This is a genomic window from Bradyrhizobium sp. Kon37, assembly GCF_055807535.1.
This window is the reverse complement of the sequence record NZ_JBVVOY010000001.1, coordinates 168,009-190,407: the sequence shown is the minus strand read 5'-3', so window position 1 is coordinate 190,407 and position 22,399 is coordinate 168,009. Positions and strand designations below refer to the sequence as shown.

Annotated in this window: 16 protein-coding genes; 8 read left to right on the top strand and 8 right to left on the bottom strand. The window is 64.6% G+C overall.

Annotated elements, in window-relative coordinates; all coding sequences use genetic code 11:
• Window positions 1-36 precede the first annotated feature (36 nt).
• Both AC0L3J_RS00990 and AC0L3J_RS00985 read left to right on the top strand, forming a co-directional pair.
• Window positions 37-2,631, top strand: coding sequence for a CHAT domain-containing protein (locus tag AC0L3J_RS00990; protein ID WP_473345556.1), 2,595 nt, complete (start codon window positions 37-39; stop codon window positions 2,629-2,631).
• Window positions 2,632-2,930: 299 nt separating this feature from the next.
• Window positions 2,931-4,547 carry a phosphoenolpyruvate carboxykinase gene (locus tag AC0L3J_RS00985; RefSeq protein ID WP_473345555.1) on the top strand — a complete coding sequence of 539 codons (1,617 nt, stop codon included), beginning with the start codon at window positions 2,931-2,933 and terminating at the stop codon, window positions 4,545-4,547.
• A gap of 165 nt (window positions 4,548-4,712) precedes the next feature.
• On the opposite strand, the gene AC0L3J_RS00980 is transcribed toward AC0L3J_RS00985, so the two are convergent.
• Together AC0L3J_RS00980 and AC0L3J_RS00975 are read right to left on the bottom strand one after the other, a co-directional pair.
• A complete protein-coding gene (locus AC0L3J_RS00980; protein ID WP_473345554.1) occupies window positions 4,713-5,528 on the bottom strand; it encodes an acyl-CoA thioesterase in 816 nt (271 codons plus the stop codon).
• Window positions 5,529-5,622: 94 nt separating this feature from the next.
• Window positions 5,623-8,139, bottom strand: a complete 2,517-nt coding sequence (locus tag AC0L3J_RS00975; RefSeq protein WP_473346050.1) for a glycogen/starch/alpha-glucan phosphorylase — start codon at window positions 8,137-8,139, stop codon at window positions 5,623-5,625.
• A gap of 230 nt (window positions 8,140-8,369) precedes the next feature.
• Between AC0L3J_RS00975 and AC0L3J_RS00970 the strand changes: the two genes are divergently transcribed.
• Window positions 8,370-8,603, top strand: coding sequence for a hypothetical protein (locus tag AC0L3J_RS00970; protein WP_473345553.1), 234 nt, complete (start codon window positions 8,370-8,372; stop codon window positions 8,601-8,603).
• Between the two features lie 63 nt (window positions 8,604-8,666).
• Here AC0L3J_RS00970 and AC0L3J_RS00965 read toward each other — a convergent pair whose 3' ends face one another.
• On the bottom strand, window positions 8,667-8,957 hold the full coding sequence (locus tag AC0L3J_RS00965) for a GIY-YIG nuclease family protein (RefSeq protein ID WP_473345552.1): 291 nt from the start codon (window positions 8,955-8,957) through the stop codon (window positions 8,667-8,669).
• 189 nt (window positions 8,958-9,146) lie between these two features.
• Here AC0L3J_RS00965 and AC0L3J_RS00960 point away from each other — a divergent pair, with 189 nt between their 5' ends.
• Window positions 9,147-9,578 (top strand): hypothetical protein, encoded by a 432-nt coding sequence (locus AC0L3J_RS00960; RefSeq protein WP_027514353.1) that lies wholly within the window; start codon window positions 9,147-9,149, stop codon window positions 9,576-9,578.
• Between the two features lie 116 nt (window positions 9,579-9,694).
• Here AC0L3J_RS00960 and AC0L3J_RS00955 read toward each other — a convergent pair whose 3' ends face one another.
• Both AC0L3J_RS00955 and pyrE read right to left on the bottom strand, forming a co-directional pair.
• A complete protein-coding gene (locus AC0L3J_RS00955; RefSeq protein ID WP_473345551.1) occupies window positions 9,695-10,471 on the bottom strand; it encodes a DUF2865 domain-containing protein in 777 nt (258 codons plus the stop codon).
• Between the two features lie 267 nt (window positions 10,472-10,738).
• Complete coding sequence (gene pyrE / locus AC0L3J_RS00950) at window positions 10,739-11,302, bottom strand: orotate phosphoribosyltransferase (RefSeq protein WP_018460046.1); 564 nt, start codon at window positions 11,300-11,302, stop codon at window positions 10,739-10,741.
• A gap of 174 nt (window positions 11,303-11,476) precedes the next feature.
• Here pyrE and AC0L3J_RS00945 point away from each other — a divergent pair, with 174 nt between their 5' ends.
• Complete coding sequence (locus tag AC0L3J_RS00945; RefSeq protein ID WP_473345550.1) at window positions 11,477-12,103, top strand: glutathione S-transferase family protein; 627 nt, start codon at window positions 11,477-11,479, stop codon at window positions 12,101-12,103.
• 122 nt (window positions 12,104-12,225) lie between these two features.
• On the opposite strand, the gene AC0L3J_RS00940 is transcribed toward AC0L3J_RS00945, so the two are convergent.
• From AC0L3J_RS00940 to AC0L3J_RS00930, 3 genes are all read right to left on the bottom strand, one after another.
• The gene (locus AC0L3J_RS00940) at window positions 12,226-12,861 is read right to left on the bottom strand and encodes a LysE family translocator (protein WP_106941212.1); all 636 of its coding nucleotides are present in this window, start codon (window positions 12,859-12,861) and stop codon (window positions 12,226-12,228) included.
• Between the two features lie 239 nt (window positions 12,862-13,100).
• The gene (gene polA / locus AC0L3J_RS00935) at window positions 13,101-16,181 is read right to left on the bottom strand and encodes a DNA polymerase I (protein ID WP_473345549.1); all 3,081 of its coding nucleotides are present in this window, start codon (window positions 16,179-16,181) and stop codon (window positions 13,101-13,103) included.
• 251 nt (window positions 16,182-16,432) lie between these two features.
• Window positions 16,433-17,500: an acyltransferase family protein gene (locus AC0L3J_RS00930; protein ID WP_473345548.1), complete on the bottom strand. Its 1,068-nt coding sequence runs from the start codon at window positions 17,498-17,500 to the stop codon at window positions 16,433-16,435.
• Between the two features lie 193 nt (window positions 17,501-17,693).
• Here AC0L3J_RS00930 and AC0L3J_RS00925 point away from each other — a divergent pair, with 193 nt between their 5' ends.
• The 3 genes from AC0L3J_RS00925 to AC0L3J_RS00915 all read left to right on the top strand — a co-directional run bounded on the left by AC0L3J_RS00925 (window position 17,694) and on the right by AC0L3J_RS00915 (window position 22,258).
• The gene (locus AC0L3J_RS00925) at window positions 17,694-19,010 is read left to right on the top strand and encodes a UDP-glucose dehydrogenase family protein (protein ID WP_473345547.1); all 1,317 of its coding nucleotides are present in this window, start codon (window positions 17,694-17,696) and stop codon (window positions 19,008-19,010) included.
• Window positions 19,011-19,145: 135 nt separating this feature from the next.
• A complete protein-coding gene (gene hrpB / locus AC0L3J_RS00920) occupies window positions 19,146-21,623 on the top strand; it encodes an ATP-dependent helicase HrpB (protein WP_473345546.1) in 2,478 nt (825 codons plus the stop codon).
• A gap of 125 nt (window positions 21,624-21,748) precedes the next feature.
• Window positions 21,749-22,258 carry a TIGR02281 family clan AA aspartic protease gene (locus AC0L3J_RS00915; RefSeq protein WP_473345545.1) on the top strand — a complete coding sequence of 170 codons (510 nt, stop codon included), beginning with the start codon at window positions 21,749-21,751 and terminating at the stop codon, window positions 22,256-22,258.
• Window positions 22,259-22,399: the final 141 nt, after the last annotated feature.

Genomic DNA, 22,399 nt, shown 5'->3' with positions numbered 1-22,399 from the left:
GTTCGTTACCGGTCAGAAGGCGGCGGCGAGAGCGTCATGGCAGAATGGAATAGACGGACGCTGGTTGTGGGTTTGACGCTCGCGATCACCGCATCGCTTGTCACGCCTAGCGTCGCCCAGAAAGGTCTCGCCGCGGAGAGCGCGCGGATCAACACCCTCATGAGCGCCGGCAGATATTCGGAAGCACTGCCTTTGGCGCAAGGCATGGTCGCGAGCCTGGAGAAGAGCGACACAGGTCGCGAACTCGCCGCCGCGCTGAACAACCTCGGCCAGGTTCATGCCGGTCAGGGCCACGACGATCTGGCCGAGCCGCTCTACAAGCGCGCCATCATGTTGATGGAAAAGTCGCTCGGTCTCGAAACCCCGCTGCTTGGCGCCGAACTGAGTAATCTCGCCGCGCTCTACCAGCGGCAGAGCCGCTATGCCGAGGCCGAACCTCTATTCAGGCGCGCGCTCGCCGTTCGGGAGAAGGGATTGTCGCGCGAGCATCCCGATGTCGGTCAATCCCTCAACAATCTCGCCACGCTCTATGTGAAACAGCAGCACTATGCCGATGCCGAACCGTTGTTTCAGCGGGCGCTCGCGATCTACCAGAAGGCCGGCGGCCCCGAGCATCCGGCGGTGGCCACCGTCCTGAACAATCTCGGCCAGGTCTATCGCGATCTCAACCGCGATGCGGAGGCGGAAGCTCCGATCAAGCGCTCGCTGACGATCCGGGAGAAGGTGCTGGGACCGGATCATCCCGACGTCGCCCGCTCGCTGAACAATCTCGCCGGCCTCTACGAGCACCAGCAGCGCTACGGCGACGCCGAGCCGCTCTATCGCCGCGCGCTGCTCATCCGCGAAAATGCGCTCGGGCCCGATCATCCTGAGGTCATGACCTCGACCAGCAATCTCGCTTATTTCCTCTACGTGGCCGGGCGCACCGCGGACGCATTGCGGTTCGCGGAAAGGACGCTTCGGGGCGATCGCGCCCAGCTGCGCGTCGTGTTGCCGGTCCTGTTCGACGCGCGCCAACAAGATCTGCTGTCCGGCGACAAGGCGCTGGACGAGGCTCTCGCCGCGATACAGCGCGGCACACAATCCTCCGCGGCGTCCGCCGTGAACAAGCTCGCGGTCCGGCTTGCCGCCGGCAGCGACCGGCTCGCCGAGCTGGTGCGCCGGGACCAGGATCTCGCAGCTGAGTCCGAGGCACTCGACAAGGCGATCGTCACGGCGGTGTCGAAGCAATCCGCGCAGCGCGATCTCGCAACCGAGCAGCGCAGCCGCGCGCGGATTGCAACGATTACCAACGAGCGTGCGGGCCTGCAGAAGACGCTCGCGGTCGAGTTTCCCGACTACGCGTCGCTCTCCAATCCTCTGCCGTTGACGGCAAAGGACATCCAGTCGCTGCTGTCGGCCGACGAGGCGATGGTGGTCTACTCTGTCGTCGACAAGCAGAGCTATGTCGTCGCTATCACGCGCGAGGGCGTGGACTGGAAGGCTATTCCACTCGGCGCGGATGCGCTGACGCAGAAGGTGACGGCATTCCGCAAGGGACTCGACGTCGGCAAAGCGCGCGATGCCTCCGGCAAGTCAGGCCTGTTCGATCTCGCACTCGCCAACGAACTCCATGTCGCGCTGCTCGGTCCGGTCGAGGCGTTGACAAAGGACAAGCGCAGCCTGCTGGTGGTGCCGTCGGCTGCGCTGACCGCGTTGCCGTTTCATCTGCTCGTCACCGAGAAGCCGCAGGCTGCGATCCCGGACACGCTCGAAGGCTATCGCGGCGCCGCCTGGCTGCTGCGGCGTCAGGCCGTCTCGGTGCTGCCGTCGGTGGTCAGCCTGAAATCGCTACGCGCCTTCGCGCGTCGGGATCAAAGCGTGAAGCCGATGACAGGCTTTGGCGATCCCGTGTTCAATCCTGCACTGGAAGGGCCCGCCGAGCGGCGCGCCGCGAACGGCAAGATCGCGGCGCGCAGCATCGCGACCATTGCCTATAGCGATTTCTGGCGCGGTGCCGGCGTCGATCGCGCGCGGCTTGCGCAGGCGCTGCCGCAACTGCCCGACACCGCCGATGAGTTGAATGCGGTCGCCAAGGATGTCGGGGCGGCCGAGGCCGATATTCATCTCGGCCGCGACGCCAGCGAGACGACGCTCAAGCGTGCAGCGCTTGCTCAATACGGCATCATCTACTTTGCCACCCACGGCCTCGTTGCCGGCGACATCAAGGGACTGGGTGAGCCCTCGCTGGCGCTCTCCATTCCCGATCAGCCGACTGAGCTCGACGACGGTCTACTCACCGCAAGTGAAGTCGCTCAGCTCAAGCTCAATGCGGATTGGGTTGTGCTGTCGGCCTGCAACACCATCGCAGGCGACAAGCCCGGCGCCGAGGCCCTGTCGGGACTGGCGCGCTCGTTCTTCTACGCCGGTGCGCGCGCACTGCTGGTCTCGCATTGGGCCGTGGATTCGGAAGCTGCCACACGCCTGACCACGATGACTTTCGAGCTGCTCAAAAACGAACCAAAAATCGGGCGTGCCGAGGCCTTGCGCCGCGCCATGTTAACCTATGTTGACGACACCTCGTCTCCGCGCAACGCCTATCCTGCGATGTGGGGCCCCTTCGCGCTCATCGGCGAAGGCGCGGTACGATAGGGTGGGCTGCGATTGTCCTTCAGTTGTCTTCGACATTGTGCGTCGCAATAACCTCAGGAAACGCCGAAACGCCTATTTGGTTGCGCGATCATTGTTGATTTTTTGATGCGCCTGCTCAGAGCTGACATGCGCGACGTTTGGCGCGGTCCTTGAATAAACCAAATCCTAAGGGATCAGCTTGGCAACGCCAGCGTTCATCAGTATTAGGTCGTTCCAACCGAGGCCGGACGGCCTGCAATCACGGTGACCGCGGCGGCGCCAAGCATGATCGCGCTGAGTGGGTTCTAGGAGGATTTTTCGTGCAAGAGACGGGCGTGCGCAACGGTGCCTTCGGCGCCGACAAATTCGGCTTAAAGAATCTCAAGCAGGTTCACTGGAACCTCGGTGCGCCGCAACTCTATCAATACTCGCTCTCCGCGGGCGAGGCGCTGCTGTCGGCGGATGGCGCGCTCTGCGCCGACACCGGCGAGTTCACCGGCCGCAGCCCCAAGGACAAGTTCACGGTGCGTGACGCCACCACCGACAAGAAGATGTGGTGGGCCGGCAACCAGTCGATCACCGCAGAGCAGTTCGAGACGCTCTACCAGGACTTCCTCAAGCACGCCGAAGGCAAGTCGCTGTTCGCGCAGGACCTCTATGGCGGCGCCGATCCGGCTTATCGCATCAAGACCCGCGTCTTCACCGAGCTCGCCTGGCACTCGCTGTTCATCCGCACGCTGCTGATCCGCCCCGAGGCGGTCGAGCTCTCGGCGTTCGTGCCCGAGCTCACCATCATCGACATGCCGAGCTTCCGCGCCGATCCGAAGCGCCATGGCTGCAAGTCGGAGAACGTCGTCGCGATCGATTTCGCCCGCAAGATCGTGCTGATCGCCGGCTCCTACTATGCCGGCGAGATGAAGAAGTCGGTCTTCACCACGCTGAACTACTATCTGCCCGAACGCGGCGTGATGCCGATGCATTGCTCGGCCAATGTCGGCGCCAAGGGCGATGCCGCGATCTTCTTCGGCCTGTCCGGCACCGGCAAGACCACGCTGTCAGCCGATCCGAACCGCACGCTGATCGGCGACGACGAGCACGGCTGGGGCCCGAACGGCGTCTTCAATTTCGAAGGCGGCTGCTACGCCAAGTGCATCAAGCTGTCGCAGGAAGCCGAGCCCGAGATCTACGCCGCCTCGACCCGCTTCGGCGCGGTGCTCGAGAATTGCGTGCTCGACGAAGACACCCGTGTGGTCGATTTCGACGACGGCTCCAAGACCGAGAACACCCGCTCGGCCTATCCGCTCGAATTCATTCCGAACGCCTCGCGCACCGGCCGCGCGCCGCAGCCCAAGAACGTGGTGATGCTCGCCGCCGACGCCTTCGGCGTGCTGCCGCCGATCGCCAAGCTCTCGCCGGCGCAGGCGATGTATCACTTCCTGTCGGGCTACACCGCCAAGGTCGCGGGCACCGAGCGTGGTCTCGGCAATGAGCCGCAGCCGGAATTCTCGACCTGCTTCGGTTCGCCCTTCCTGCCGCTCGATCCTAGCGTCTACGGCAACATGCTGCGCGACCTGATCGCCCAGCACAATGTCGACTGCTGGCTGGTCAACACCGGTTGGACCGGCGGCAAGTACGGCACCGGCTCGCGCATGCCGATCAAGGTGACGCGCGCGCTGCTGACTGCTGCGCTCGACGGCTCGCTTCGCAACGTCGAATTCCGCACCGACAAATATTTCGGCTTCGCGGTCCCGACCGCGCTGCCGGGCGTGCCGAGCGAGATCCTCAACCCGGTCAACACCTGGAAGGACAAGGACGAGTTCGACAAGACCGCCCGCGCGCTCGTCGGGATGTTCCAGAAGAACTTTGCCAAGTTCGAAGCCCAGGTCGACGCCGAGGTCCGCGCCGCTGCACCGGACGTGAAGCTCGCGGCGGAGTAAGCTTGCGTCGTTTGAAATTCAAAAGGGCGGCCGCGAGGCCGCCCTTTTGCTTCTCGAGATGTCTCTCCACGGTCATTGCGAGCGCAGCGAAGCAATCCAGAATCCCTCCGCGGAAACAGTCTGGATTGCTTCGCTGCGCTCGCAATGACGAACTTGCGGGAGCAGCTAAGCCTTGAAATAGGCGATCTGCGTCGTCGTCGCGAGCAGCCTTCCGTTCGGCGACCACAGCTCGGCGTTCTGGTCGGCGTAGCTCTTGTGCATGATCTTTGAATCTGCGGTCGCCAGGACGCGGGTGATGTCCTCGGCCGCGAGCTCTTCGCTGTCGGTGTGGAAATACGTCGTCAGCGACACCGTGCCGAACGGCACAAACTCGCGCCGCGCGTGGAAGATGCGGCCGAAGAATGCGTCCGACATCGACATCAGCGACGGCATGTCGAGCTTGCGCGGCTCGCGATCGCTGATCCAGAGCTTTGAGTAGGTGCTGGCGAGCTCGGGCTTGGGCGGGCCGATCCGCATCTCGCCCTCGACGAACCGAAATTCATACTGGTTGGCCCAGGACGCCGCGATCTTCGGGAACGGCATCGTCTCTTCGAACGGCTTTGCATCGGGATATTGCGCCACCCTGTGCTCCCAGGACGGCCGGCGTTCGGCGAACACGGCGGTGGCGAGCGTTGCGACCTCGCCGCCGCCTTGAGACAGTTCGACGCTCCAGTGCTGGCTGGAGCGATTGGCCTTCACCAGCCGCACGTCCAGATCGAACGGTCCCTTCGCGATCGGCGCACAATAATTGACGGTGAGTGCCAGCGGATCGCCGGCACGTTCCGGATGCTCGATCAGCGCGCGCAGGATAGTTGCGGCCGTGACGCCGCCGAACGGGCCGACAAAGGCCCAATAGTCGTCGCTGGTGTGTCCCTGCCAGCTGGAGTCGCCGGCGCTGACGCGGGTGGCGTCGTCGAAAGGGTGCGGGAGCTTGGCGTGCATTGTTCGATCCGGCGTTCAATGACGGACGTCATATCACGTCCACCGCCGGCTTGTGCAATTACCTCGTGGGTAACCGATTTCACCTCGCGGAAATTCAGCCAGCGACGTCGCGCAAGGTCGGCAGCAGCGGCGTGGTCGGGTTGACCGGCACGTTCCAGATCTCCTCGGCGTATTCGCGGATGGTGCGGTCGGAGGAGAACCACGCCATGCGCGCGACGTTGAGGATCGAGGCGCGGGTCCAGGCCGGCGCCACCTGCCAGCGCGCATCGACGCTGCGCTGCGCCTCGTAATAGGAATCGAAATCGGCGCTGACCATGTAATGGTCGAGATAGCGCAGCGCGTGCGCGATGGATTCGAAGCGCCCGGGATCGCCGGGCGAGAACTCGCCGACCCCGATCGCGTTGATGGCGCGCTGGAGCTTTGGCGAATTGCGGATCACGTCGGAGGCGTCCAGCCCCTGCTTGCGCCGGATCATCACGTCACCGGCTTCCATGCCAAAGATCGCGATGTTCTCCGCGCCGACATGGTCGCGGATCTCGATGTTGGCGCCGTCGAGCGTGCCGATCGTGAGGGCGCCGTTGAGCGACAGCTTCATGTTGCCGGTGCCGGAGGCTTCCATGCCGGCCGTCGAGATCTGCTCGGACAGGTCGGCCGCGGGAATGATCACCTCGGCGAGGCTGACATTGTAGTCGGGCAGGAAGACGACCTTGAGCTTGCCGCCGATGGCGGGATCGTTGTTGACGACTTCCGCAACGTCGTTGATCAGCTTGATGATCAGCTTGGCGTAGCGGTAGCTCGCCGCAGCCTTGCCCGCAAAGATCTTCACCCGCGGCACCCAATTGCCGTTGGGATCGTCCTTGATCGCCTGGTACAGCGCGACGGTCTCGATGACGTTCAGGAGCTGGCGCTTGTATTCGTGGATGCGCTTGATCTGCACGTCGAACAGCGCAGTTGGATCGACCTTGATGCCGAGCCGCTCGCCGATCAGGCGGGCCAGCGCCGTCTTGTTGTGAAGCTTGACCGCGCGGAACCTCTTCTGGAATTCGACGTCGCTGGCGCGGGCTTCGATCAGGCTGAGCTGCGTCGGATCATCGAGCACGGCATCGCCGCAGGTCTCGCGCAACAGATCGGTCAGCTTCGGGTTGGCCAGCATCAGCCAGCGGCGGAAGGTGATGCCGTTGGTCTTGTTGGTAATGCGGCCGGGATAGAGATGGTTGAGGTCGTGGAACACGGTCTCGCGCATCAGGTCCGAATGCATCGCCGAGACACCGTTGATGCGGTGCGAGCCGACGAAGGCGAGCTGGCCCATGCGCACGCGCCGGCCACTCCGCTCGTCGATCAGAGAGACCGAGGCGCGGAAGTCGATGTCGCCGGGGGCGCGCGCCTCTGCGAGCGCGAGGTGCTGCACGTTGATCCGGTAGATGATCTCGAGATGCCGGGGCAACAGCCGTTCGAACAGCTCGACCGGCCAGGTCTCCAGCGCCTCGGGCAGCAGGGTGTGATTGGTGTAGGACAGCGTGGCGACCGTGATCTTCCAGGCCTCGTCCCAGCGGAAATTGTGGTCGTCGATCAGGATCCGCATCAGCTCGGTGACGGCCAAGCTCGGATGGGTGTCGTTGAGCTGCACCGCGACCTTGCTCGACAGGCTGCGGAGCTGGCCATCCGACGCAAGGTGCCGCTTGATCAGATCCTGCAGCGAAGCCGAGACGAAGAAATATTCCTGGCGCAGGCGCAACTCGCGGCCCGCCGGGCTCTCGTCGTTCGGGTAGAGGAATTTGCAGATCGCTTCCGCGCGCGACTGCTCGGCGCTGGCGCTGACATAGTCGCCGGTGTTGAAGGCGTCGAGCTTCAACGGATCGGGCGAGCGCGCCGACCACAGCCGCAGCGCGTTGACGTGCTGGCCGCGCCAGCCGACGATCGGCGTGTCATAGGCCATCGCCTGCACGGTCTCCGACGGATGCCAGATCGCGCGATCGCGGCCCTTGTCTTCGACATGCTCGACACCGCCGCCGAAGCGAATGTCATAGATCACTTCGGGCCGCTGCAATTCCCAGGGGTTGCCGAAGCCGAGCCATTCGTCCGGATATTCCTGCTGCCAGCCCTGATTGATGATCTGACGGAACAGGCCGTAATCATAACGGATGCCGTAGCCGATCGCGGGGATCGACAGCGTCGCCATGCTTTCCATGAAGCAGGCGGCAAGGCGGCCCAGGCCGCCATTGCCGAGCGCCGCGTCCGGCTCGCATTTGCGCAGCTCCGGCAAGGAGACGCCGAGATCGCCGAGCGCGACCTCGAAGATCTTCAACAGCCCCATATTGTTCAGCGCATCGCTGAAGAGGCGGCCGATCAGGAATTCGAGCGAGAGATAGTAGACGCGCTTGCGCCCCGCATCGTAGCTGTGTTTCTCGGCCGTGAGCCAGCGATGCACGATGCGGTCGCGCAGCGCCAGCGCCGCGGCCTGGTACCAGTCGTGCTTGGTCGCCATGCCCGCATCCTTGCCGATGGCAAGGCGCAGCTTCGCCAGGATCGCGCCCTTGATCTCAGCCAGCGCGAGTTCGTCGATGGGCTGGTTGGCGGCGGGAAAATTGGGCTGGAACGATGAATCTTGCAAAGTCGTCACTTCCTGGTCGCGAGAACACTACTGACCCTACGCATCTTGCCTCTGTACCGGAACCATTGCTGGTGCGACCGTGCACTGCGCTGGCGTAAAATTATGCAAGGAACGGGCCGATTTGGGAACCCGGACGCATACGGGGAAACGTGGATTTGGTGCTAGAATGGCGGCCAATTCAGCCATCAGTGTGGAGGAGACGCCCCATGAACTCTCTGATGAGACCTGTGATGCGACGGCTGCTCGAAATCGCCGCCGCCACCTTCCTCGTCGTCTGCATCACCGCGTCCAGCGCCGCCTTCGCCGCCGGCAAGATGGGCCGCAGCGCCGACGGCCTGAGCTGCGCCGTCACGCTCCCGCAAAACGCCACGCCCGCCGCCCGCTGCGCCGCCATCAAGCGCCAATGCGGCGGCAAGTTTTATGCGAGCGCGTGCGGGGATAAGTTGATGTCGGCGGCGAATTGAGCATGACTGGTGCAACGAAGAAGGTGTCGTCCTGGCGAAAGCCAGGACCCATTACCCCGACTGTCAGATGAGGCCCGACCGGTCATTCCAGTCGGGATTCTCCTCCTCGATCAGCTTGATCTTCCAGTCTCGCTTCCAGAACTTCAATTGCTTCTCGCGCGCGATAGCTTCCTGGGGAGTCGCGAATGCTTCGACGTGCACAAGGCGGAAGATCTTGTACTTTTGCACGAACTTGGAGCCTCGACCCGACCGGTGTAATTCAAGCCGCGCGCGGATGTCGTTGGTAATGCCGATATAAACTGTCCCGTGATGGCGGCTCGCCAAGATGTAGACGTAGTAGCTGCTTGCGCTCATGGCCTCAGCTCGCAAGGTCAACGCTGACCGGGGTAATGGGTCCTGGCTTTCGCCAGGACGACGCTCTCCAACAACCGCGCCGGGCATCAGAACAAATTAAGAACACTTTAGCAAGTCTTTGATATATCATTGTGATTCGGCGCGTTGCCGACACAATATCTAGCGTCTGTCAGACTTCGCGAGGACTACATGTCCACCATTGCCTTCGACCAGTTTGCCCTCACCAGGATCGCCGATTTCGCGCGCTCGCTGTCGCGGCTGCATCAGGCGGCGCGGCGCTACGCGGTCGACGACGACCAGTTCGACCGCGAGTTCAACGCGGTGTGCCAGTCGATATGGGGCTACACCATCGACGACGTCAGCGACGATCTGTTCTCGGCGGAGGACCATCTGTTCCTCGACACGCTGGACGAAGCGCATGCGCGGATCTTCGCCGCCGAGCAGGGGTATGACCTCGTCGACGATCAGGGCATGCTCACCGACTGGTGGGGTTTTTGCTGGATGATCCTGGCCGAGAAGCGCGGCCTGCTCACGGCAGACAACCGCGCCGCTGCGCGCGCGGCGATCGAGGAGAAATATCTGGCGGCGCCGAACGTGATCGGGGTGATCATCGGACGGTAGTGCAGCAATCTCGTCATTGCGAGGAGCGTAGCGACGAAGCAATCCAGAGCCTCTCTCCGGAAAGATTCTGGATTGCTTCGCTTCGCTCGCAATGACGACTTGGTGAGAGTTGGGCTTTACTCCAGCCCAGCCCGCTTCGCCGGCTTCTGCGTTTTCGGCACCGTCACGTCGGGCAGCGTCTCGCGCACGATCTCCGCGGCGGGGCCATCCGCCGCCACCGTGTCGGCGCGCACCGGCGCCACCTTCATCTCGCCGAGCCGTGCACGGACCTGCGCGGTGAGACCGGGATAAGAGGCGACCGGGGTGAAGTCCGCGGCCTGGTCGTTGCCGACGCGGATGCCGGTATAGGCGACGAGGCCGTCGCTGGTGGCGATCACGTCGCCGGGCTTTAGCGACGAGTCCAGCGCCAGATCGACCGGCGCGAGGCCGACCGGCTCGCGACCGTTGCAGGTGCAGTCGGCGCGCAGCGCCTTGCGATAGGCGAACGCGTTCTCGCTATCGGCATAGCGCTCGCCGGTCTGCGACGCCGCGCCGTCGATCGAGGAGCCGAAATAGATCTTGGTCGCGCTCGCAGGACAGAAGGCCTGACACATCTGCGCGGGCGAGGCGAGGCCGCGCATCAGCGGAAAATATTTGCCGTCGCAGCTGCGCACGCAGAACGCCGGTCCCGAGCCGCCGGCCGCGGCCGAACGTGTCGGCGGCACGTATTGCGGGCTTGCGGCATTCTGCTGGCCGGTGAAGGGATCGGCGTAGGAGCTCGCCTGCTGCGGCACCTCACGCTGCGGCCGCTGTTGCTGCTGCATTCCGCCGAAGAAGAAATCGAACAGGCCTTCGGCCGAAACCGGGGCCGGAGCCGCGAGCAGCGGTGCTGCCAGCGTCGCGGCTACGAGCATCGCGCGATTCCGGCGCGCATGGGACATGACTGTACGCAAACGCTTACTCCACCCGACGCTACCAACCGGCCGAGACCCTCAGGTCTCAGCACATGATTCACCATAAGGCGGGATGGTAAATGAGCGGTTGAGGGGGAGGAGCGGTGTCGCCGGACGGGTGGATCTCGTCATGGCCGGGCTTGTCCCGGCCGTCCACGATCTCTGGTGCGGCAAAGACGTGGATGCCCGGGTCAAGCCCGGGCACGACGGCGGAGAAAGTCTAGCCGCTCAAGCCTTCAAAAATTCCGACGCCTTGTACAGCGACCGGAATGGCAGGCCCGCAGCGCCAAAAGTGTCGTCGGCGCCTTCCTCGCGGTCGACCATGGTCAGCACCAGCACCACTTCCGCGCCGGTCTCGCGCACCGCCTCCACCGCCTTCATCGCAGATCCGCCGGTGGTGGTGACATCCTCGACGATCACGACGCGCTTGCCCTCCAGCGTCTCGCCCCTGGGCAGCCCCTCGATCGCGAGCTTCGCGCCATGCTCCTTCGGCTTCTTGCGCACGAAGAAGGCCGCGATGGGATGGCCCTTGATCCAGGAGATCTGCGCCAGCGCGCCGGCCAGCGGCACCGCGCCCATCTCGAGCCCGCCGATGAAATCGAGCTGGTCGTCCTTCAGCGCCTCATAGGTCAGCTCGGCGAGCAGCGTCGCACCCTCCGGATCGAGCATGGTCGGCTTGAGGTTGAAGTAGAAGTCGCTCTTGCGACCCGACGCGAGCGTCACCTCGCCGCGGCCGAAAGAGCGCCGGCGGATGATCTCGAACAGGCGGGCGCGGGAGGCTGATTTAGACACGGCGGGCCCTCGGGAGCGTTTTTGGAAGTGGCGGAATTTATCCGCGACGGCCCCGACATTCCAGAGGGGGCTTCCCCCGTCAACAGGGATCGGCCATCCCGGCCCGTCGGTTGTGGGGGTGCAACGTTCTGGAGTAGGTGGATGCCGGATATCCCCGGGAAGGACACGCGACAAATGACCATCGAGCTGCACACCTGGAACACGCCGAACGGCCGCAAGATCTCGGTTGCGCTGGAGGAAATGGGGCTGCCCTACAAGGTGATCCCGGTGAACATCAGCAAGGGCGAACAGATGGCGCCGGAGTTCCTGAAGCTCTCGCCCAACAACAAGATTCCCGCGATCCTCGACCCCGATGGCCCGGATGGCAAGCCCGTCAGCATCTTCGAGTCGGGCGCGATCCTGCTGTATCTCGGCGAAAAGACCGGAAAATTCCTGCCGAAATCGCTTTCGGGCCGCATCCCCGTCTATGAATGGCTGATGTGGCAGATGGGCGGCTTCGGGCCGATGCCGGGCCAGGTGCACCATTTCATTGCGCTCGAGAACGAGCAGGACCGCGCCTACGGCCTCAAGCGCTACATGGCGGAGACGCGACGGCTCTATGGCGTCCTCGACCGCCGGCTGGAGGCCCGCGATTTCGTCGCCGACGAGCTCTCGGTTGCCGATTTTGCCATCCTGGGCTGGGCCTGGCGTCACCCTCGCCACAAGGTTGACCTGACCGATTTCCCCCACGTCAAGCGCTGGTACGAGGCCCTGATGGCCCGTCCGGCGGTGAAGCGGGGCATGGAGGCGAAGCTGGATTGAGGGGGAGGCTGTCGTCACCCGCGAAGGCGGGTGACCCAGTATTCCAGAGGCGGAAGGGATTGAGCCGAGAAGCCGTGGCGTACTGGATGCCCCGCCTCCGCGGGGCATGACAGCGTCGCGCCTCACACCTTCCGTGCTTCGACCGCCATCCGCACCGCGAGCCCGGCCAGCACCGTGCCCATCAGCCAGCGCTGGACCAGCATCCAGCTTGGCCGGCTTGCGAGAAACAGCGCGATCGACCCGGCCGCGAGCGCGATCATGGCATTGACGCTGACGCTGATCGCGATCTGGATCGCGCCGAGCACCACCGACTGCGTCAGCACGCTGCCGGCGGTGGGATCGATGAACTGCGGCAGCAGCGCGAGATAAAGCATCGCGATCTTCGGGTTGAGCAGATTGGTGACGAACCCCATTGCGAACAATTTGCGCGGGCTGTCGATCGCAAGCTGCTTCACCTGGAACGGCGAGCGACCGCCCGGCTTCACCGCCTGCCAGGCCAGCCACAACAGATAACCGGCGCCGGCGAAGCGCAGCGCGTCATAGGCGAAGGGAACGGCGAGCAGCAGCGCCGTGATGCCGAACGCCGCGCAAAGCATGTAGAACACGAAGCCGAGCGCCACGCCGCCGAGCGAGACGATGCCCGCCGCCGGGCCTTGCGTGATCGAACGCGAGATCAGGTAGATCATGTTCGGCCCGGGCGTGAGCACGAGGCCGAGGCAGACGAGAGCGAAGCCGAGCAGGGCGGAGGTGTGGGGCATGGCTGAACCGGTGCGGGAGACCGCACGATTTTAATGTGCGGGCGATCGCGCCGCCATCGCGCAATTGCTCGGAGGACAATTCAGCTTGTGCGTGTCCCTCCAGCGTCGTCCCGGCGAAGGCCGGGACCCATACCGCGAGGTCTATCGATCGCAGATGGTCGGAGTACAGAACGACGAGTCTTCGCCGAATTCGACTCGTGGTTATGGGTCCCGGCCTTCGCCGGGACGACACCGTCCGATCAATGCGCCTCGTCCCAATTGTTCGCCGCGCGTGCATCGACATGCAGCGGCACCGAGAGCAGCACGGCCGGGAACGGCGCGTCCTGCATCACGTGCTGCACGACGGGGAGCGTGGCCTCGACCTCCGCGTCCGGCACCTCGAAGATCAGTTCGTCATGCACCTGGAGCAGCATCTGCGCCGACAGCTTCTTCTCGGCGAGTACAGCCTCCATCCGCGTCATGGCGCGGCGGATGATGTCGGCGGCGGTGCCCTGGAGCCGGGCGTTGATCGCGGCGCGCTCGTTGAAGGCGCGCACCGAGGCGTTCGAAGCCTTGATGTCGGGATAGTACATCTTGCGTCCGAACAGCGTGGTGACGTAGCCGTGGCTCCGGCAGAAGTCGCGCGTCTCGTCCATGTAGGCGCGGATGCCGGGGAAGCGCTCGAAGTATTTCTTGATGTAGGCGGAGGCCTCTTCGCGCCCGATGCCGAGCTGGTTGGCGAGGCCGAATGCCGAGATGCCGTAGATGATGCCGAAATTGATCGCCTTGGCGCGGCGCCGGATTTCGCTCGGCATGCCCTCGATCGGCACGCCGAACATTTCCGATGCCGTCATGGCGTGAATGTCGAGACCGTCGCGGAACGCCTGCTGCAGCACGGGGATGTCGGCGATCTCGGCGAGCAGCCGCAGCTCGATCTGCGAGTAGTCGGCGGAGACCAGCTTATGCCCCGGCGTTGCGATGAAGGCGCGGCGGATCTTTCTGCCGTCCTCGGTGCGCACCGGAATGTTCTGCAAATTCGGCTCGTTCGACGACAGCCGGCCCGTCGTGGTCGCGGCCAGCGCGTAGGTCGTGTGGACGCGGTGGGTCTGGGGATTGACGTAGGTCGGCAGCGCGTCGGTGTAGGTCGATTTGAGCTTCGAGACCTGGCGCCACTCCAGAATCTTCTTCGGGAGGTCGTGGCCCTGCTCGGCGAGCTCGTCGAGCACCTGCGCGGTGGTGGACCATGCGCCGGTCTTGGTCTTGGTGCCGCCGGACAGTCCCATCTTGCCGAACAGGATGTCGCCGATCTGCTTCGGGCTGCCGACATTGACGGGCTCGCCCGCGATCTGCTGGATCTCGGCTTCGACGCGGGCCGCGGTCTGGGCGAAGTCGCCGGAGAGACGCGACAGCACCTGGCGGTCGATCGAGATGCCGCGCCGCTCCATGCGCGCGAGCACCGATACCAGGGGCCGTTCCAGCGTCTCGTAGACCGTGGTCATGTGCTCGGCGACAAGGCGCGGCTTCAGCACGCGCCAGACGCGCAAGGTGATGTCGGCGCCTTCCGCCGACAGCGCCGCGGCCTTGTCGATCGGCACCTGGTCGAACGTGATCTTGCCCTTGCCGCTGCCGAGCAGCTCGTTCTCCTTCAGCATGGCGTGACCGAACCAGCGCTCGGACAGCTGCTCCAGCGCATGCGAGCCGCGGCCGGCGTCGAGCACGTAGGAGATCAGCTGCGCATCGTCGGTGTTGCGCAATGTGATGCCGTGCTGCGCCAGCATCACCGCGGTGAATTTGACGTCGAAGCCGATCTTGAGAATGCCTGACGATTCCAGCACCGGTCGCAGCGCCTCGATCGCCTCGCCATGCTTGACCTGATCGGGTGCGAGGCCGGCGTCGAACAGGCCGGCACCGCCGCCGGACTGTTTGTGTGCCAGCGGCACGTAGCAGGCCTCGTTCGGCGCCAGCGCCAGCGCGATGCCGCAGAGATCAGCCTGCATCGGATCGATCGAGTTTGCCCGGATCTCGACCGCGACATGGCCGGCGTCGTGGATGCGCGCGATGAACGCGTTCAATTCCGCGAGGCTCTTGACGGCCTGGTACTTGCTGCGGTCAACCGGGAGCTTGCGCAAAGCCTCTTCGCGCGCCGCGGCGAGAGAGATCGGCGCGCCCTTCGGGCTCGCGGCCTTGTCCTCCTTGCTCGCCGATGCATTGCGCTGGCCCACTGGCGCTTGCGCCGGCGCGCCGGTTCCCGGGGCCGGCACGACGTCCGAAGGCGGCAGCGGCGAGAAGACGCTGGCGCCGCTGGAATAGCCCGGATCGGCATCGACGTTGGCCGGATCTATCTGCGAGAACTCGGCGACGCGGCGCGTCAGCGTGGAAAATTCCATCGCCTTAAGGAACGCGATCAGCTTGCGCGCATCGGGTTCGTGGACGGCGAGATCGTCCAACGGGACGTCGAGATCGACCTTGTCGTCGAGCAATACGAGCTGCCGCGAGATGCGCGCCTTCTCGGCGTTCTCGATCAGCGCCTCGCGCCGCTTCGGCTGTTTGATTTCGGTGGCGCGGAACAGCAATTGCTCGAGATCGCCATATTCGACGATCAGCTGCGCCGCGGTCTTGATGCCGATGCCGGGCACGCCAGGAACGTTGTCGGTGGAATCGCCGGCCAGGGCCTGCACTTCCACCACCTTCTCCGGCGGCACGCCAAACTTCTCGATCACCTCGGGGATGCCGATGCGGCGGTCCTTCATGGTGTCGTACATGGTGACGCAATCGGTGACGAGCTGCATCAGGTCCTTGTCGGAGGACACGATGGTCGCGCTCGCGCCACGCTCGCACGCCTGCCGCACATAGGTCGCAATCAGATCGTCGGCCTCGAAGCCGACCTGTTCCAGGCAAGGCAGGTCGAAGGCGCGTACCGCTTCGCGGATCAGCGAAAATTGCGGGATCAGATCGTCCGGGGCCGGCGCCCGGTGCGCCTTGTACTCAGGATAGATCTTGTTGCGGAAGGTGATTTCCGACTTGTCGAAGATGATCGCCAGATGCGTCGGCCGGTTGTCCTCGGGCATCTCGCGCAACAGCTTCCACAGCATGTTGCAGAAGCCGAGCACGGCATTGACCTGCAAGCCGTCGGACTTGCGGTTCATCGGCGGCAGCGCGTGATAGGCGCGGAAGATGTAGCCGGAACCGTCGACCAGGAAGACATGGTCGCCCTTGCCGGCCGCCTTCGCGGCGACGGGCTTGGCAGCAGCTGTCGCGGCAGCGGGCTTGGTTTCGGCGGCCTTGGACGCGGCAGCCTTGGTGTCAGCTTGGGCGGTGGTCTTTGGGGAGCTCTTGGGCATGGCCGCAATGTATGAATTTTTGCGGGATTTGACAGCCTTGGATGTGGGAAATCTGGCCGGAGCCCACACTCAAATGTCGTCCCGGCCTAGTGCGCAATTGCGCACGGGGGGCCGGGACCCATAACCACAGGGCGAAGTTTGGCGAAGACTGGCAGCTAAGCGATCGTGCCGCAGTACGAAGACCGCGATCTATCGACTAATCACGCGGTATGGGTCCCGGCCTTCGCCGGGACGACGATGTGGAGGCAGGATTACTCCGCCGCCTGCAGCGCCGGTCCCGCCTTCTTCGGCGCGATCCAGAACGCATCGGGCCGCTCGAACAGGAAACTGCCGCCAAGGCGCAGCGCGATCTGCCAGATTGCGAGCGAGCCGATCACGCCGGCGATGGTCACGATCAGCGACACCGCACCGATGTCGGGAATGATGCCCGTGCGCAAGAGCAGCGTTCGTGTCGCCGCCATCGGCAGGAAGAAGGTGAGATAGATCACGATCGAATGCTCGCCGCAGAAGCGGAATACATTCAGCCATTGCGCGCGCGCGAGCAGCGTGCCCATCGTGATGATGGCGCAGGCGCCAGCGAAGCCGAGCACGAGCGATACGATTTTCCATTCGCTGGCCCCGAACGCAACGAGGCCGGCATTGACCAGCGCCCATGTCGCGAGCGCTGCGAGCGCCCATGAGGGATGATTGCGCGCGCGGTCCGACAGCGCGAACACGTAGGGCGCGAACAGATAGCCCGAATAGAAATAGACGAAACGCGCGCAGAACTCGTCGATCGCGGTCCACCCGGTCGAGATGCGCGCCGTCTCCAGTGCGGCCGCGATGAGCCAGATCGCGGGCGGCGGGACTCGTCGTGTCAGTTTTGTGACGACGAAGAAGATCGGCAGGAGATAGATGAACCACAGCGTGCCGAACGGCTCGACGAAGGATTCCAGATACAGCAAGCCGGCGTCGCGCCAGCTCGTTTCCGCCGCGAAGGCGGGGGCCTTGAAGCCGAACTGGATTGTCACCCAGACGACATAGAAATAGGCGAAATGCACCACCTTGCGGTCGAGATAGGTTCGCCAGTCCCGGTCGATCACCAGTGACAGGAACAGACCCGAAATCAGGAAGAAATCCGGCATCCGGAATGGCTTCGCGAAGGCCACCAAAACATGCATGAAACCGGTCTCACCGGCAGCAAGCTCGACCCCCAGCACCGAATGCATCATCACGACCATGACGATGCAGATGCCCTTGGCGTAATCGACCCAATCGACGCGCGCAGCAGCCGGGGCCTTGAGTCCCCCGCGCGCGGCGATTGTGCCTGATGGTGCCATGGTGTCTCTTTTTGAGGCGTGTTCCGCCAGGATCTGCGTGAACGCGGGGCAGTTTGCCGCCTTGCGGCTTACGATTTCTTTACCGGTACAAGTGCTGTGCCGTTTTTTGTACGCGGGCTGTTCCCTCACCCCGGGAAAATGCTAAACCGCCTTGGAATAGGGATTTTGTTAACCAAGCCAAACAGGGTTTTTCATGCGCATTGCTATGATCGGCACGGGCTATGTGGGACTGGTGTCCGGGGCCTGCTTTGCGGATTTCGGTCACGACGTCGTCTGCGTCGACAAGGACGAGAAGAAGATCGCGGCACTTCATCGCGGAGAGATCCCGATCTACGAACCCGGGCTTGACGAACTGGTCGCGACGAATGTGAAGGCCAAGCGGCTGGAGTTCACCACCGATTTGTCCAAGCCGGTCGCCGATGCCGATGCCGTCTTCATCGCGGTCGGCACGCCGTCGCGCCGCGGCGACGGCCACGCCGATCTGTCCTACGTTTATGCCGCTGCGAAAGAGATCGCGCAGTCGCTGTCCGGCTTCACCGTGGTCGTGACCAAGTCGACCGTACCGGTCGGCACCGGCGACGAGGTCGAGCGCATCATCCGCGAGACCAACCCCAAGGCCGACGTCGTGGTCGCCTCGAATCCCGAATTCTTGCGCGAGGGCGCGGCGATCCGCGACTTCAAATTCCCCGACCGCATCGTCGTCGGCACCTCCGACGAGCGCGGCCGCAAGGTGATGAGCGACATCTATCGGCCGCTGTCGCTGAACCAGGCGCCGCTGATGTTTACGGAACGCCGCACCGCCGAGATGATCAAATACGCCGCCAACGCGTTTCTCGCGACCAAGATCACCTTCATCAACGAGATCGCGGACCTCTCCGAAAAGGCCGGCGCTAACGTGCAGGAGGTCGCGCGCGGCATTGGCCTGGACAATCGCATCGGCACCAAGTTCCTGCATGCTGGCCCGGGCTTCGGCGGCTCGTGCTTTCCGAAGGACACCAAGGCGCTGATCAAGATCGCGCAGGACTACGATGTATCCTTGCGCATCGTCGAATCCGTGCTGGCGGTCAACGAGAACCGCAAACGGGCGATGGCGCGAAAAGTGAGCCAGGCGCTCGGCGGCTCGCTGCGCGGCAAGACCATCGCCGTGCTCGGCCTCACCTTCAAGCCCGACACCGACGACATGCGCGACGCGCCGTCGATCCCGCTGGTCACGGGCCTGATCGATATGGGCGCGAAGGTGAAGGCGTTCGATCCCGTCGGCATGGAGCAGGCGAAGAGTGAGCTGCCCAGCATCACTTATTGCGAGGACGCCTATTCCTGCGCGGAAGGCGCCGATGCGATCGTCATCGTCACCGAATGGGTGCAGTTCCGTGCGCTCGACCTCGACCGGCTGAAGGCGACCATGGCCCAGCCCGTCATCGTGGACTTGCGCAACATCTACCGTCCCGAGGAGATGGCTACGGCCGGCTTCGTGTATGAGAGCATTGGACGACCGCCGGTGCAGGGCTGATAGCGGCAAATGATTGTCATACCCCGCGAAGGCGGGGTATCCAGTAATCCGCGATCTTCGTAATAACCGGGATCCGAGTTTGCTGGATCACCCGCACAAGTGCGCACAAGGCGGGTGACGACGGAAGCGAGATATTTGCCCCGCAGTTTCGACACGCCCCTCCCGATCGATGCCGTGCTCGACGAGCTCTCGCGCACGCTGGAGGCGCATCATGCCGCCGTGCTGGTGGCGCCGCCGGGCGCCGGCAAGACCACGCGCGTGCCACTGGCGCTGCTCGATGCCCCCTGGGCCAAAGGCAAGAAGATCATCGTGCTGGAGCCGCGGCGCATCGCGGCGCGCGCCAGCGCCGACCGCATGGCCAAATCGCTCGGCGAACGCGCCGGCGAGACCGTCGGCTATCGCGTCCGCTTCGGCTCGAAAATCTCGCGCGCGACCCGCATCGAGGTGGTGACGGAGGGCATCTTTACCCGCCAGATCCTCGACGATCCCGAACTGTCGGGCATCGCCGCAATCCTGTTTGACGAATTCCACGAGCGTTCGCTCGATGCCGATATGGGCCTCGCGCTCGCGCGCGATGCGCAAACCGGCCTGCGCGAGGATTTGCGCATCCTCGTGATGTCGGCCACGCTCGATGGCGCCCGCGTGGCAAAATTGCTCGGCGAAGTGCCCGTCGTCGAAAGCGAGGGCCGCGCCTTTCCGGTCGAGACGCGCTATCTCGGCCGCAAGGCGGACGCGCCGGTGGAGCGGCAGATGGCGGATGCGATCGCCTCGGCGCTGCGCGCCGATGCCGGCTCGGTGCTGGCGTTCCTGCCGGGCGCCGCCGAAATCCGCCGCACCCAGAATTTTCTCGGCGAGCGTATACAGGATTCCAGCATTGAAATCGTGCCGCTGTTCGGGGCGCTCGACGCCGCCGTGCAGGATCGTGCCATCTCGCCGGCGCCCAAGGGCACGCGCAAGGTGGTGCTGGCGACCTCGATCGCGGAGACCTCGCTCACCATCGAGGGCGTGCGCATCGTGGTCGATTCCGGTCTTGCCCGCGTGCCGCGCTACGAGCCCGACATCGGCCTGACCCGGCTCGAGACCGTGCGCGTCTCGCGCGCGGCGGCGGACCAGCGCCGCGGCCGCGCCGGCCGCACCGAGCCCGGTGTCTGCTACCGGCTCTGGGATGAACCTCAGACAGCCTCGCTCGCGCCCTACAACCAGCCCGAGATCCTCAGCGCCGATCTGTCCTCGCTGGTGCTCGATCTCGCGCAATGGGGCGTCGCCGATCCTGCCGCGCTGTCGTTTCTCGACCCGCCGCCGCAGCCGGCCTGGAAGGAAGCAAAAAGCCTGCTCGCCGAGCTCAACGCGCTCGATGGCGATGGCCGCATCACCGCGGAGGGCAAGAGCCTGCGCGCGCTGGCGCTGCCGCCGCGGCTCGCGCGCATGATCGTGGATTCGCATCGTGCCGGCGAGGGCGAGGCCGCCGCCGAGATCGCCGCCATCATCACCGAGCGCGGGCTCGGCGGCGATAGCGTCGATCTCGAGCACCGTTGCGATCAGTTCCGCCGCGACCGTTCCCCACGCGCCGCAAGCGCGCGCGACCTCGCCCGGCGCTGGGCCTCGCAGGTGGCGGCGTCAGAGAAGATGGCGGCCGGTGAAGGTGATCTCTCGACCGGCCTGATGCTCGCCTACGCCTTCCCGGATCGCGTCGCGCGCAACCGCGGCAATGGCAGCTTCGTGCTCGCCAACGGTCGAGGCGCTGGCGTGGATCAGACCTCGTCGCTCGCGCGCGCGCCCTATATCGCGATCGGCGAGATGACCGGCACGGCGGCGAGCGGGCGCATTCTGCTCGCAGCGCAAATCTCGCAGGACGAGATCGAGCGGCATTTCGCCGAGCATATCGAATCCGTCGAGGAGATATCGTTCGATCGCGGCGCGATGGCGCTGCGGGCGCGGCGCAAGCGCGCGCTGCACGCGATCACGCTCTCCGAGGCGACACTTGCCGTGTCGCCCTCGGAGGACACCGCGCGCATCTTCGCAGACGGGCTGATCGCCGCCGGCCTCGACCGGCTGCCCTGGTCGAAGGCCGCAAGACAATGGCGCGACCGCGTGATGTTCTTGCGCAAGGCCGAGGGCGACAGCTGGCCCGATTTGTCCGACGACGGATTGATCGCGCGGCGCGACGATTGGCTGGTGCCGGCGCTCTACGACAAGATCGCGCTGAAGGATATCTCCGCCGGCGATCTCTCCGACGCGTTGATGGCGTTGTTGCCGTGGGAGATGCGCGCGCGGCTCGACCGCGAGGCGCCGACGCATTTCGAGGCTCCGACAGGCAGCGTGCTCGCGATCGACTATGAAGCCGAGCAGGGGCCGACCATCGCGGTACGGCTCCAGGAATTGTTCGGCCTCAACACCCATCCCTCGATCGCCGCCGGCAAGGTGCCGCTGGTGCTGGAGCTGCTGTCGCCGGCGCAGCGCCCGGTGCAGGTGACGCGCGATCTGCCCGGTTTCTGGCGCGGCAGCTACAGCGCCGTGCGCTCCGATTTGCGCGGCCGCTACCCGCGCCATCCCTGGCCGGAAGATCCGGCGAATGCGCCGCCGACCCGGCGGGTCAAGCCGCGGGGGACGTGAGCGTTACGAACACCCATTAACCGTCCGCTCATCCTTTTCGTCAAAATAGCACAGCTCCGGCCGCAGCGTCGCTCGCGGAGCGGCCTGCCGCGTGGTGAAATCGAGCTTCGGCTTCGAGTGGTGTGATGCGTAACATAATGATCTTCGCGGCGATCATGATCGGCCTCGGCACCTTCATGGCGCAGATGGCGGACAGGATGAGCTCCGCCTCGGCAACCTCGGTGCCGCGCACGGTAGCAGCCGCGTCCATCGCGCCGGCCGGCGGCCGCAGCCTCAGCATCCCCCGCGACGGCCGCGGCCACTTCCAGACTGAAGGTCGGATCGAAGGCCAGCGCATCGGCTTCATGGTCGACACCGGCGCCTCCGTGGTTGCGCTGAACGAGACCTCGGCCGCCCGTTTCGGCCTGCGTCCCTCGCGCGGCGATTACAACGCCACCGTCTCCACCGCCAACGGCACCATCAAGGCCGCGCGCACCCGCATCGCCATGCTCGATGTCGGCGGCCTTATCGTGCGCGACGTCGATGCCATGGTGCTGCCCGACGGGGCGCTGTCCGAGAACCTGCTCGGCCTTTCCTTCCTCTCCCGCCTCAAGCGCTTCGAATACGCCAACGGTCAGATGGTGCTGGAGCAGTAAAGGTTCTCCCAAAGACTCCAGCGATCACATATTTCAAGAAGATCCCTATTTCGGCCACTCTCGCGGCCAGATTTCCCCGTTACCAAACTGCCGCAATTATCATCCATAAGCTGCCATTCCCGCCTTCCGCTGCAGCCCGGC